This is a genomic window from Phenylobacterium sp. Root700 (genome assembly GCF_001429025.1).
Lineage (GTDB): Bacteria > Pseudomonadota > Alphaproteobacteria > Caulobacterales > Caulobacteraceae > Phenylobacterium.
Genome location: NZ_LMHT01000009.1, coordinates 48,365 through 61,678 on the forward strand (window position 1 = coordinate 48,365; position 13,314 = coordinate 61,678).

Sequence of the window (13,314 nt, forward strand, 5' to 3'; positions counted from 1 at the left end):
GATGGGGGAGGAAAAGGACTACGCGGCTCGGCGCGGCGCCGGCCCCACATAGACCGACTGCGGCCGGATCAGGCGGCCGCCGGCGACCTGTTCGCGGGCGTGGGCGATCCAGCCGGCGACGCGGCCCATGGCGAAGACGCAGGTGAAGGCCGCGGGCGGGAAGGCCAGGGCCTCCAGCAGCAGGGCGGTGTAGAACTCGACATTGGTGTCGAGCGCCCGGTCGGGCTTTTGTTCCCTCAGGATGGCGAGCGCGGCGGCCTCGACCGCCTCGGCGAAGGCGATGCGGCCGGGGTGGCTGTTGGAGCCTTCGCTCATGCGGCGCACGGCGGTCTTCAGCGCGTCGGCGCGGGGGTCGCGCACCCGGTAGACCCGGTGGCCGAAGCCCATCAGCCGGTCGCCGCGCGCCAGGGCCTCTTCGATCCAGGCTCGGGCGTTTTCGGGCCGGCTGATTTCGTCCAGCATCTCGATCACCGGCCCGGGTGCGCCGCCGTGCAGCGGGCCTTTCAGCGCGCTGATCCCGCCCAGCACCGCCGAAGTCAGGCCGGCTCGCGTCGAGGCGATCACTCGGGCGGCGAAGGTCGAGGCGTTCAGGCCGTGGTCGCTGACCGTGACCAGATAGGTGTCGAGCGCATCGGCCTCGGCCTTGGTGGCCGACTTGCCGCGCAGCATCCGCAGGATGTCGGCGGCGTGGGTCAGGTTGGCGTCCGGGGCCACCGGCGCCTCGCCGGCCTGGGCGCGGACCACGGCGGCGGTGAAGACCGCCGGCGCCGCCAGAAGCCGCAGGGCCGTGGCCAGGTCGTCGCCATCGGCCAGCCGCGCGGTCAGGGCGCGCATGGCCTCGACCGGGGAGCGATCCAGCAGGCCGGTGTCGAGACCGGCGACCTCGGAGAACACCTCGACCCGGGCCGTGCCCAAGGCGGCGGTCAGATCGGTGGGCAGATCGTCGAAGAAGCCGTCGAACAGCAGGCCGGCGAGGTCTTCGAAACGCGTGCGGCCGGCCAGTTCGTCCAGCGAACGGCCGCGGATGATCAGCACCCCACGCTGGCCGTCCACTTCGGACATCACGGTGTGGGCGGCGACGACGTCTTCAAGGCCATCGGACATGGCGCATCTCCTCTTGCTCGCCGCGATATTTGCCTCCAAGCTGCATGCGTCAATCTTGATCAATATAATCAACGTATGACCGCCCAGAACGCCAAGCCCGCCGATTGGATCGCCGCCGACGAGGCCAGGTCGCGCCTGGGTGTGCGTCCTCAAACGCTCTACGCCTATGTCAGTCGGGGTCGGGTGCAGGTGCGGGCCGATCCGCATGATCCGCGCCGCAGCCTCTATCGCGCCGCCGACATCGCCTCGCTGGCCGATCGCAAGAGTCGCAGCCGCAAGGTCTCCGACGTCGCGACCGGGGCCATCGCCTGGGGCGAGCCGGTGCTGTCCTCGGCCATCACCACGGTGTCTGGCGGGAGGTTGTTCTATCGCGGCCGCGACGCCGTCGAACTCGCCGAAGCCGAGACCCTGGAGGCCGTGGCCCGGCTGCTGCGCGGCGGACATGGCGCGGCGCTCAAGCGCACCGACCGTCCGCAACCGCCGGAGGGCGGCGACATGCGCAGCCGCGCCTTTACCGCCCTGGCGGCTCGGGCCGGGACCGATCCGCCGGCGCGCGGCCGCAACCCCCTGGCCCTGGCCGTGGAGGCCGCGACCCTGCTGGACGTGTTGACCGACGCCATGGCCGGGCAGGTGGGGGGCGGGGCCATCGCCAACCGCCTGGCCCTGGCCTGGGGGCTTGGTCCCGGCGGGCCGGGGGCCGACCTGATCCGCAGGGCGCTGGTGCTGCTGGCCGATCACGAGCTGAACGCCTCGGCCTTCGCCGCGCGGGTGGCGGCCTCGACCGGCGCCTCGCTGGCGGCGGCCAGTCTGGCCGGATTGGCGGCGCTGTCGGGTCCGCGCCACGGCGGGGCGGCGGCGGCGATCCAGAGCCTGGCGCGCGAAGCGGCCCAGACCGGGCCACGCGCCGCCATCGCCGCGCGGCTGGCCGAGGATCGCCTGATCCCGGGCTTTGGCCATCAGCTCTATCCCGATACCGACCCGCGCGCCGAGGCGCTGCTGGAGCGGGTCGAGGCGACGCCGGAGATGGCGGGGCTGCGCTCGGCGGTGACGGCGATGACCGGCCTGCAGCCCAATGTCGACTTCGCCCTGGTGGCCATGGCCGACAGCCTGAAACTGCCGCAGGACGCGCCGTTCGCCCTGTTCGCGGTGGCCCGCTGCGCCGGCTGGATCGCTCACGCCATCGAGCAGGGCCAGACCGACCAGCTGATCCGGCCCCGCGCCCGCTACATCGGCGCTCTGGTGGGCTAGCCCTGGCGGCCGAGGCGATTCGCGGCCAATGCTCTCGTCAGGATTGCGGGAGACGACGAGATGCTGGGTGCGACCTTGCTGGGCTGGCTGATGCTGGCCCTGGTGCTGATCCTGGCCGCGGAGGCTGGCTACCGGATCCATCTATGGGCTCGAAAGCGCGTCAAAAACGAAGATGAAGACGATGCCGGATCTGGCTACGTGCTCAGCGCGGCGCTCGGCTTGCTCGGTCTGCTGATCGCTTTCGTGTTCGGCATGGCCGCCGACCGCTACGAGGGCCGCCGCCAACTGGTGCTGCAGGAGGCCAATGCGATCTCCACGGCGGTGCTGCGCTACGACCTGTTGCCCGAGCCGCACCGCACGCAGCTGATCCAAACCATGGCCGACTATGTGAAGGTCCGGCGCGAGTTCTTCGATTTCGGCGACGACATGGCCCAGGTGAAGGCGGCCGAGGCGCGCACCGACGAGCTGCAGGGCCAGATCTGGGCGGAGGCCGGCGCAGCGGTGCGCACGCCGCAGGGCGAGCCGCTGGTGAACCTGGTGATCAACGCCACCAACGAGATGTTCGACCTGGCGACGTCGCGTCACGCGGCGCTGGACGCCCGGGTGCCGGCCCGCGCGCTGCACGTGCTGATCCTCTACGCGATCGTGGCGGCGGCGATCATGGGCCACGGCCTGGCGCCGGGCGGTCGCCGGCACCTGGTCGCGACCTCGGGGCTCTTTGTGCTGGTGGCCATGGCGATCAGCCTGATCATCGACCTCGACAGCCCGCGCGTCGGCAGCGTCCGCGTGCCCCAGGCGCCGATGGAACAGGTCAGCGACCAGGTGGTGAAGATGGCGGCGAAGCTCAACTCGTCATCCTCCGGTCAGCCGCAGGCTGATCCGGGGGACCCAAGCTGAGTCTCAGAAGTGGCGAAGGCCGCTTGGGTCCCCCGGATCGCCTTTCGGCGACCGGAGGATGACGAGCTATTTTAGGCCCGGTGGTGCACGGCCTCTTCCTCGGCCAGCGGTCTGTCCAGGCGGCCGACCATCTCCTTGGGCACGACCTGCCAGAACTTGCCGAGGTGGCGGTCCCAGTCGCGCAGAATGCCGGCGGCGAAGGCTGAGCCGGTCTCGCGGGCGTGTTCCTCGACCAGGGCCTTCAGTTCGGCCTCCCAGGCGCGCGTCCCGATCCGCTGCACCACGACGCTGTCGGTGTTGAGCATGGTCAGGAAGCGGTCGTGCAGATCGAGCACGAAGGCCATGCCGCCGGTCATGCCGGCGGCGAAGTTGAAGCCGACCGGCCCCAGCACCACCGCGCGGCCGCCGGTCATGTATTCCAGCCCGTTGGCGCCCATGCCCTCGACCACGGCGGTCGCGCCGGAGTTACGCACCCCGAACCGTTCCCCCGCCAGGCCGGCGGCGAACAGCTTGCCGCTGGTCGCCCCGTAGAGGACGGTGTTGCCAAGGATGGCGTTGGTCTCCGGCGCCGCCAGCTGCGGCGAGGGTCGGATGATGATCGTCGCGCCCGACAGGCCCTTGCCGACATAGTCGTTGGCCTCGCCGGTCAGTTCGATGCGCAGGCCCTGGACCGCGAAGGCCCCCAGGCTCTGGCCGGCCGAACCCTTGAGCTGCACGGTCAGGTGTCCGGCCGGCAAGCCGTGCATCCCGAACCGCCGCGTGATGTGCGAGGAGGTCCGCGAGCCGATGGCCCGGGCGGTGTTCTGCACCGTGTAGGTCAGCTGCATCTTCTCGCCGCGTTCCAGCAGCGGGGCTGCGTCACGCACGATCTGGGCGTCCAGGGTGTCGGGCACTTCGTTGCGGCCCTCGACCGTGCAGTATGGCGCGTTGTGACCGGGGTCGGCCTTCACCAGCAGCGGGTTGAGGTCGAGGTCGTCGAGGTGTTCGCCGCCGCGCGAAACCTGTTGCAGCAGGTCGGTGCGGCCGACGATCTCGGTCAGCGAGCGGAAGCCCAGGCCGGCGAGGATTTCGCGGACCTCCTCGGCGATGAAGGTGAAGAGGTTGATCACCTTCTCCGGGCTGCCGGCGAACTTGTCCCGCAGCGCCTCGTCCTGGGTGCAGACCCCGACCGGGCAGGTGTTGGAATGGCACTGGCGCACCATGATGCAGCCCATGGCGATCAGGCTGGCGGTGCCGATGCCGAACTCCTCGGCGCCCAGCATGGCGGCGATGACGATGTCGCGGCCGGTCCGCATGCCGCCGTCGGCCCGAAGGCGGACCGAGTGGCGCAGGTTGTTCAGGGTTAGGACCTGGTTGGCCTCCGACAGCCCCATCTCCCAGGGGCCGCCGGCGTACTTGATCGAGGTCTGGGGCGAGGCGCCGGTGCCGCCGACATTGCCGGAGATCAGGATCACGTCGGCCTTGGCCTTGGCCACCCCGGCGGCGATGGCGCCGATGCCGGTCATGGCGACCAGCTTCACGCAGACCCGGGCGTCCGGGTTGATCTGCTTCAGGTCGTAGATGAGCTGGGCCAGGTCCTCGATCGAATAGATGTCGTGGTGCGGCGGCGGGCTGATCAGCATCACCCCGGGCGTCGCGTGGCGGAGCTTGGCGATCAGTTCGGTGACCTTGAAGCCGGGCAGCTGGCCGCCCTCGCCGGGCTTGGCGCCCTGGCTGACCTTGATCTCAATCTCGCGGCACTGGTTCAGGTATTCGGCGGTGACGCCGAACCGGCCCGAGGCGATCTGCTTCACGGCCGAGTTCGGGTTGTCGCCGTTGGGCAGCGGCTTGTAGCGGGCCGGGTCCTCGCCGCCCTCGCCGGAGACGCTCTTGGCGCCGATCCGGTTCATGGCGATGTTCAGCACGCCGTGCGCCTCAGGGCTCAAGGCGCCCATGCTCATGCCGGGCGTCAGGAAGCGCTTGCGGATTTCGTTGACGCTCTCGACCTCGTCCAGCGCCACCGGGCGGGCGGCGGAGCGCAGGTCCAGCAGGTCGCGCAGCTGGATGGTCGGCATCCGGCGCATGCCCTCGGAGAAGGCCTTGTAGGTTCCGTAGTCGCCGGTGTCGCAGGCCCGTTGCAGGGTGTGGATCATCCGCGCCTCGAAGGCGTGGCTCTCGCCCGAGCGCCGCGCCTTGTAGAAGCCGCCGACCGGCAGGCTGATGGCCGAGGCGTCCCAGGCCTTGCGGTGCAGTTCGACCGCCTTGGCCTCGAGACCCGCCAGGCCGATGCCCGAGATGCGCGAGGGCATGCCGGGGAAGAACTCGGCGACCAGCGCGCGCGACAGGCCCACGGCCTCGAAGTTGTAGCCGCCGCGATAGGAGGAGATCACCGCGATCCCCATCTTGGCGATGATCTTCAGCAGCCCGCCCTCGATGGCGTGCTTGAAGTTCGTGCAGACGTCGCGGAGCGACAGCTCGCCGGTCAGGCCGCGCTCCAGCCGGTCCTGGAAACTCTCCTGGGCCAGATAGGCGTTGACCGCCGTGGCCCCGACCCCGACCAGCACCGCGAAATAGTGGGTGTCGAGGCACTCGGCCGAACGGACGATGATCGAGACGTAGGAGCGCAGGCCCTTGGCCACCAGCCAGGCGTGGACCCCGCCGGTCGCCAGGATCATCGGCAGGGCTACGCGCTCGGGACTGCAGGCTTCGTCGCTGAGCACGATGGTGGCGCAGCCGCGCAGGGCGGCGTCCTCGGCCTCGGCGCGGATGCGGTCGAGATTGGCGCGCAGGGCGTCGCCCGGCCGGCTCTCCGGCGCCGGGATCGGCATGGTGCAATCGATGACCGCGACGTTCTTCTCGCCGATGAACTCGACGATGCGCTGGTACATGCCGGTGGTCAGGACCGGGCTTTCCATCACGAAGACGTCGGTCTGGGCCTCCTCCTGGGCCAAGATGTTGCCGAGGTTCTTGAACCGGGTCTTCAGGCTCATCACCGAGGTTTCGCGCAGGCTGTCGATCGGCGGGTTGGTCACCTGGCTGAAGTTCTGCCGGAAGAAGTGCGACAGCGGCCGGTACTGGTCGCTGAGCACCGCCAGCGGGGCGTCGTCGCCCATCGAGCCGACGGCTTCCTTACCGTCCTCGACCATCGGGGCGAGGATCAACTCGATGTCCTCCAGGCTGAGGCCGGCGGCGGCCTGGCGGCGGACCAGCTCCTCGCGGCCATAGGCGCGCGGCTCGGGACCGGGCGCGATCTTGGTCTCCAGGTCGGTCATGTTGCCGAGCCACTGGTCGTAGGGGTGGCGTCCGGCCAGGTGGTCGATGATCTCGTCCTCGCCGTAGAGCCGGCCCTCGGCCAGATCGACGGCCAGCATGCGGCCGGCGGCGATGTGCGACTTCTTGACGATCCGCGACTCGTCGATCCGGCACATGCCGGCCTCCGAACCCATGATCAGCAGGCCGTCGTCGGTATAGGTCACCCGCAGCGGGCGCAGGCCGTTGCGGTCCTTGCCCGCCACCACCCAGCGGCCGTCGCTGGCGCAGATGGCGGCCGGCCCGTCCCAGGGTTCCATCACCGCGTTGCAATAGGCGTAGAGCGCCTTGTGCGCCGGCTTGATCTGCTCGTTGGAGCGGGCGTTCCAGGCCTCGGGCATCAGCAGGGCCTTGGCCATCGGGGCGTCGCGCCCGGCGCGGACCAGCACCTCGAAGGTGTTGTCGAGCGCCATCGAGTCCGAACCGTGCGGGTCCTGGATGACCGGCTTCACGTCGTCGCCCAGTTCCCCGAAGGCGTCGGCCGCCATCCGGATCTCGTGGGACTTCATCCAGTTGACGTTGCCCTTCTTGGTGTTGATCTCACCGTTGTGGGCCAGCATCCGGAACGGCTGGGCCAGCCGCCATTCAGGGAAGGTGTTGGTCGAATAGCGCTGGTGGAAGATCGCCACGGCGGCCGAGAACCGCTCGTCGCGCAGGTCGGGATAGAACTCGTCGATATGCTCGGCGAGGAACATGCCCTTGTAGATCAGCTGCCGGGCCGAGAACGAGCACAGGTAGAAGTGCTGGATGCCGGCGGCGGCGACGCGCTTTTCGATGCGCTTGCGGCACAGGAACAACGCCCGCTCCAGCGGCTCGCCCGACAGGCCGGGCGGCGGCGAGAGCATGATCTGCTCGATCTCGGGGCGGGTGGCGTTGGCCTTCTCGCCGATCACCGAGGTGTCGACCGGCACCTGGCGCCAGCCATAGATGTAGAAGCCGAACCGCAGGGCCTCGGCCTCGACGATGGTCCGCGCGGCCTCCTGGGCCGACAGGTCGTTGCGCGGCAGGAACACCTGGCCGACCGCGATCGGGCCGGGGCGCAGGGTGTGGCCGATCCGGGTCACCTGGTCGGCGAAGAAGTCCTGCGGCACCGATAGCAGTACGCCCGCGCCGTCGCCGGTCTTGCCGTCGGCGTCGACCGCGCCGCGGTGCCAGACGCTCTTCAGCGCGCGCAGCGCCAGTTCGACGACTTCACGGCGCGGCTTGCCGTCCAGGGCGCAGACCAGCCCGACTCCGCAGGCGTCGCGCTCGTCGCCGGGGCTGTAGGCGTGACCGTCGATAAGGGCGGCGCGGTTCTGCGCATATCGGTCCAGATCCTCGCTCACCCCGGCGAAGGCCGGGGCCCAGGCTGAGGTTTGGTTCTGCATCGCCTGCGTGGTTTCGAGGTCGCTTGGGTCCCGGCCTTCGCCGGGATGAGCGGGGGAGAGGTGGTCGCTCATATTGATCACTCCGCGGCCAGCAGCGCGCGCTGCGAAAGGTGTTCGTGGATGGCGTCGGCGGCGTCGCGGCCGTCGCGGATGGCCCAGACCACCAGGGAGGCGCCGCGCACGATGTCGCCGGCGGCGAACACGCCGGGCAGGCTGGTCTGCATGGTCTTGAAGTCGGCCTTCAGCGTGCCCCAGCGCGAGACCGCCAGGTCGGGGGCGTCGAACTGCTGGGGCAGGTTTTCGGGGTCGAAGCCCAGCGCCTTGATCACCAGGCCGGCGGGCAGCTCGAAGTCGCCGCCTTCGATTTCCTCGGGCGCCGAGCGGCCGGTGGCGTCGGGCGGACCCAGCCGCATGCGCGCGGCGCGCACGCCGGCGGCGCGGTCGGCTTCGCCCAGCACGGCGCGGGGCGCGGCCAGCCATTCGAAGACCACGCCTTCCTCCTCGGCGTGGCCGACCTCGCGCACCGAGCCCGGCATGTTGGCGCGGTCGCGGCGATAGAGGCAGGTGACGGACTTGGCGCCCTGGCGCACGGCGGTGCGCACGCAGTCCATGGCGGTGTCGCCGCCGCCGACCACCACCACGTCGCGTCCGGCGGCGTTCAGCTCGCCGCTCTCGAAGGCCGGAACCTGGTCGCCCAGGCCGGTGCGGTTCGACGCGATCAGATAGTCCAGGGCCGGGGTGACGCCGGCTGATCCCGCGCCGGGCAGGGCCAGTTCACGGGCGGCGTAGACCCCGGTGGCGATCAGGACGGAGTCGTGCTGCTGGCGCAATTGCTCCAGCGAGGCGTCGCGGCCGACCTCGAAGTTCAGGCGAAATTCGATCCCGCCCTCGGCCAGCCGGCGGGTGCGGCGCTCGACCACGTCCTTCTCCAGCTTGAAGCCGGGGATGCCGTAGATCAGCAGGCCGCCGGCCCGGTCATGGCGGTCATAGATAGTGACCTCATAGCCGCCCTCGCGCAGCCGCTCGGCGGCGGCCAGGCCGGCCGGGCCCGCGCCGATCACGCCGACCGACTGGCCACGCGGCTTGCCGGCGACCAGCGGTCGAACCCAGCCTTCTTCCCAGGCCTTGTCGGTCAGGTAGCGCTCGACCGCGCCGATGGTGACGGTGCCGTGGCCCGACTGCTCGATGGTGCAGGAGCCTTCGCACAGCCGGTCTTGCGGGCAGATGCGGCCGCAGATCTCCGGCATCGAATTGGTCGCCTGGGAGAGCGCGTAGGCCTCTTCCAGCCGGCCCTCGGCGGTCATCCGCAGCCAGTCGGGGATGTTGTTATGGAGCGGGCAGTGGGTCTGGCAGAACGGGATGCCGCATTGCGAGCAGCGCGACGCCTGCTCGCTCGCCTTGGCGTCGATGAAGTCGGCGTAGATTTCGTGGAAGTCGCCTGAGCGCGCTTCGGCCACCCGCTTGGCCGGGGTGGTCCGCTGGACCGTCGTGAACTTCAGCATCCGCTCGGCCATGGCCGCACCCTCCACGCCCAAACCTCGGGCGAAGGCGTTCTAGACGCGAAATCAGGGTCGCGAAACGGCATGGTCAAATAGTGAGACTAATATGCGCAGATCGGTCGCGACGCGTGGCGACAGGGAGTTCCGCTCTCGACAATTAGTCCATAAATGGGATGAACGTGAAATTTACCCTGTTCACGGCCCCTGTTCGTCCATCTTCGCCCAAAGGAGTCGCCCGTGCCGGATTGGATCGCCGCCGTCATTCTTGGTCTTGTCGAAGGCCTGACGGAGTTCATTCCGGTGTCTTCGACGGGCCACCTGCTGCTGACCAAGAAGCTGCTCGGCCTGCCCAGCGGGTTCTGGGACACCTTCAGCGTGATGATCCAGCTGGGCGCGATCCTGGCTGTGGTGGTGATCTATTTCCAAAGGCTGTGGGGGGTGTTCGTCCGCCTGCCCAGCGATCCCAAGGCGCGCTGGTTCGCCGCCAGCGTGGTGCTGTCGGTGATCCCGTCGATGGCCGCGGCCTTCTTCGCCCACGACTTCATCAAGAGGGTGCTGTTCGAGAGCGCCGAACTGATCTGCGTGATGCTGATCCTGGGCGGGATCATCCTGCTGTTCGCCGATCGCTTCGCGCCCGCGCCCAAGGAGGACGACGCGATGCAGCTGTCCTGGAAGCGGACGCTGGGGATCGGGTTCTGTCAGTGCCTGGCCATGGTGCCCGGCGTGTCGCGTTCGGGCGCGACCATCGTCGGCGGCATGTATCTGGGCATCGACCGGCGGGCGGCGGCGGAGTTTTCGTTCTTCATGGCCATTCCGACCATGGTCGGAGCCTTCGTCCTCGATTTCTGGGAGAACAAGGACGTGCTGACCGGCGACAATCTGGGGATCATCGCCCTGGGCTTCGTGGTCAGCTTCGTGTCCGGCGTGGTTGTGGTGCGGACCATGCTCGACTTCATCAACCGCTACGGCCTGGCGCCATACGGCTGGTGGCGGATCGCAGTCGGGGTGATCGGCCTAGGCGTGCTGGCCCTAGCCTAGGCCAGCGCCAGATGTTCCCCCGCTGGGGGAGCTCCCGGCCTATTGGCCGGGTGAGGGGGCCACGGCTTCTTCAGTAAGCCCCCTCCGTCGCGCTGCGCGCGCCACCTCCCCCAGCGGGGGAGGATCTGCGGTGTGCCAGCTTAGGCCGCTGGAGCCACTTGATCGGCGAACTGGCCGCCCTTGCGGAAGCGGTAGAGATAGGTCGGCAGGATCGCCTCGGCGCTGATCGGGTTGGTCACGCCCAGGTCGGCCAGGCCGGGCAGAGCCGGATCAACCACATTGTCGCTCTTCAGCAGCTCGACCTGGCCAGACGTGATCGGCGGGGCGATGGGGGTGAAGAGGGCGATGGGGGCCATCAGCTTGCCCAGCATTCCGGCGACTTGGAATGACAGAGGAACGATGCCCCGACGCCGGCCGGTTTCGGCTAGGACCAGTTCCAGAACTTCGCGGCCGGTATAGACGCCAGGTCCGCCCAGCTCATAGGTGCGGCCGGCGCAGGTCGGATCGACCACAGCCGTCGCCGCCGCGCGCGCCACGTCGCCGATGAACACCGGTTGCAGTCGCGTGGCGCCGCCGACCAACGGCAGGACCGGGCTGAACACCGCCATCTGGGCGAACTTGTTGAAGAAGCTGTCGCCCTGGCCGAACACCACCGACGGCCGCAGGATCACGGCGCCTGGGAAGGCTTCGCGGGTCACGACCTCGCCCTGGCCCTTGGAGGCGATGTAGTCGCTGGGCGACTCCGGGTCCGCCCCGATGCCCGAGATCAGCACCAAGCGCTCGACACCAGCCTCGCGGGCGAGGCGGGCGACATTGGCCGCGCCTTCGACATGGAGCTTGCCGAACTTCTGGCGGCCCGTCTCATAGAAGGCCCCGACGGCGTTGACGCAGGCCTGGGCCCCGCGCAGCGCCCGGCGCACCGAGGCCTCGTCGCGGATATTGGCCTGGACCACCTCGACCTGACCGACATCGCCCATCAGGCGCATGGTGTGGGCCAGGTGCGGTTGGCGAACGGCGACGCGGATGCGCAGGCCGCGCTTGGCGAGCGCCCGCACAATCTGAGTTCCGATAAAGCCCGATCCGCCGAAAACCGTGACCAGATCCTGCATGTCGTCCGCCTGCGAATAAAAAGCGCTGAAAACGAAGGGGTTTGGAGCCGCTCGGATAGACGATGCAGCCCCGCGCCGCAATGCGACTTACATATCTCGCAATGAGGGCGTTGACCGTGAACAGGCGGCGCCCTAAGAGACGCCCCTCGCGCGATCCAAAGCGGGTCGGGCCCAGGTGGCGGAATTGGTAGACGCGCTGGCTTCAGGTGCCAGTGGCCGTAAGGTCGTGGAGGTTCGAGTCCTCTCCTGGGCACCATCCCTTTCCAAGGGATGGTGTTCGTAGTTTTCTTAGCGCCAGCAGATGTCTGGCGCCCGGCGCGCCGTAAGAAGCCGCAGTATCCATTGAAATCCGCAAGGCGGAACGAGGCGAGCTTCAGCGCGCTTCATTTCCCGGTTCTTCGGATCGGTCAGGCCCGGTCCTTTCCTGGGGACCGTCCCTCTCTCTATATAGGAGAGAGACAAGTTCAGTTCGGAGCGAGAGGCCCATGGCCAACTACCTGCATATGGGCGACCTTCCCGACGGCGTCCTCGACGGCGCCGAGGCCGTCGCGATCGACTCCGAGACCATGGGTCTGGCGCTGGGGCGCGATCCGCTCTGCGTGGTCCAGCTGTCCGACGGTAAGGGCGACGCCCACATCGTCCAGCTCGATCGCTCGACCTATGACGCGCCCAATCTGAAGCGGCTGCTGACCGATCCGGAGGTCGTGAAGATCTTCCATTTCGGCCGCTTTGATATCGCCATGTTCCACCTGCACCTTGGGGTGGTGACCGCGCCCGTCTACTGCACCAAGATCGCCTCCAAGCTGGCGCGGACCTATACCGACCGTCACGGCCTGAAGGACGTGACCAAGGAGCTGATCGGCGTCGACATGTCCAAGGCCCAGCAGAGTTCCGACTGGGGAGCGACCACGCTCTCGCCCGAGCAGCAGGCCTATGCCGCCTCGGACGTGCTGCATCTGCACGCCCTGCGGACCAAGCTGGACGCCATGCTGGTCCGCGAGGGCCGCGACGGCCTGGCCCGCGCCTGTTTCGAATTCCTGCCTCACCGCGCCCTGCTCGACGTCAGAGGCTGGGAAGAGGTCGACATCTTCTCCCATTCGTGAGGCCGGCATGACCGCCGTCGCCCTGCCCGAAGCTCCGCAGATCCGAAGCGACTTCGAACGCTGGCGTCGGCGCTCGCGGCTGATTCGCAAGCTGCGGGTGATCCTGCCGGCGACGATCGGCGCGATCTTGATCAGCATGCTGGGTTTCGTGGCGCAGACCACGTTCCTGGGACGCGACGCCGCGCCGGCCAAGGGCGACGCGCCGATCGAACTGGTCAATCCGCGCTTCGTGGGCAAGGACGACAAGGGCCGCGCCTTCGTCATCACCGCCGCCTCGGCCGAGCGGGATGAAAGCGACTATCAGCGGGTGCTATTGAAGGACCCGTCGCTGGTTCTCGACGCCGAGGGCATCAGCCCGAGCAAGGTGACGGCCAAGACCGGGGTCTATAGTGAGGATCGGCGGGTGTTGAACCTGGATGGGGGCGTCAAGATGAGCGGCAGCAATGTCGACTTCGACACCGCCAGTTCGATATTCAACACCGCGACGGGCGAACTGGAGGGCCAGGGACAGATCTCTGGCGTCGGATCGCTTGGCGAAATCACCGCAAAGTCCTATGGCGTGTACGACAAGGGTGAACGCCTGGTCTTCAAGGGCGGGGTGCGCGGACGCCTCGATTCGAAGTAGAGCTTGAGCACTCGAACTTTGGCGTTGGGCTTCCCA

Annotated in this window: 9 protein-coding genes and 1 tRNA gene; 6 read left to right on the forward strand and 4 right to left on the reverse strand. The window is 68.7% G+C overall.

From position 1 onward, the window contains the following. Positions 1–18 precede the first annotated feature (18 nt). Positions 19–1,104, reverse strand: a complete 1,086-nt coding sequence (locus ASE02_RS04200) for a citrate synthase/methylcitrate synthase (protein WP_056731471.1) — start codon at positions 1,102–1,104, stop codon at positions 19–21. Positions 1,105–1,179: 75 nt separating this feature from the next. Here ASE02_RS04200 and ASE02_RS04205 point away from each other — a divergent pair, with 75 nt between their 5' ends. Beyond that, positions 1,180–2,352 (forward strand): citrate synthase, encoded by a 1,173-nt coding sequence (locus tag ASE02_RS04205; protein WP_056731473.1) that lies wholly within the window; start codon positions 1,180–1,182, stop codon positions 2,350–2,352. 60 nt (positions 2,353–2,412) lie between these two features. Continuing rightward, positions 2,413–3,249 carry a hypothetical protein gene (locus ASE02_RS04210; RefSeq protein WP_056731475.1) on the forward strand — a complete coding sequence of 279 codons (837 nt, stop codon included), beginning with the start codon at positions 2,413–2,415 and terminating at the stop codon, positions 3,247–3,249. A gap of 71 nt (positions 3,250–3,320) precedes the next feature. On the opposite strand, the gene gltB is transcribed toward ASE02_RS04210, so the two are convergent. Beyond that, positions 3,321–7,904, reverse strand: a complete 4,584-nt coding sequence (gene gltB, locus ASE02_RS04215) for a glutamate synthase large subunit (protein WP_369818521.1) — start codon at positions 7,902–7,904, stop codon at positions 3,321–3,323. A 77-nt stretch (positions 7,905–7,981) separates the two neighbouring features. Beyond that, positions 7,982–9,418, reverse strand: coding sequence for an NAD(P)-dependent oxidoreductase (locus ASE02_RS04220; protein WP_056731477.1), 1,437 nt, complete (start codon positions 9,416–9,418; stop codon positions 7,982–7,984). A 222-nt stretch (positions 9,419–9,640) separates the two neighbouring features. On the opposite strand from ASE02_RS04220, the gene ASE02_RS04225 reads away from it, so the two are divergent. Further along, a complete protein-coding gene (locus ASE02_RS04225; protein ID WP_056731479.1) occupies positions 9,641–10,441 on the forward strand; it encodes an undecaprenyl-diphosphate phosphatase in 801 nt (266 codons plus the stop codon). Positions 10,442–10,581: 140 nt separating this feature from the next. Here the strand turns inward: ASE02_RS04225 and ASE02_RS04230 are convergent, their stop codons facing one another. Beyond that, positions 10,582–11,550 (reverse strand): complex I NDUFA9 subunit family protein, encoded by a 969-nt coding sequence (locus ASE02_RS04230; protein WP_056731481.1) that lies wholly within the window; start codon positions 11,548–11,550, stop codon positions 10,582–10,584. 169 nt (positions 11,551–11,719) lie between these two features. On the opposite strand from ASE02_RS04230, the gene ASE02_RS04235 reads away from it, so the two are divergent. From ASE02_RS04235 to lptC, 3 genes are all read left to right on the forward strand, one after another. Further along, positions 11,720–11,806, forward strand: a tRNA-Leu gene (locus ASE02_RS04235). 229 nt (positions 11,807–12,035) lie between these two features. Continuing rightward, on the forward strand, positions 12,036–12,653 hold the full coding sequence (locus tag ASE02_RS04240) for a ribonuclease D (RefSeq protein ID WP_056731483.1): 618 nt from the start codon (positions 12,036–12,038) through the stop codon (positions 12,651–12,653). Between the two features lie 7 nt (positions 12,654–12,660). Next, positions 12,661–13,278: an LPS export ABC transporter periplasmic protein LptC gene (gene lptC / locus ASE02_RS04245; protein ID WP_056731485.1), complete on the forward strand. Its 618-nt coding sequence runs from the start codon at positions 12,661–12,663 to the stop codon at positions 13,276–13,278. Positions 13,279–13,314: the final 36 nt, after the last annotated feature.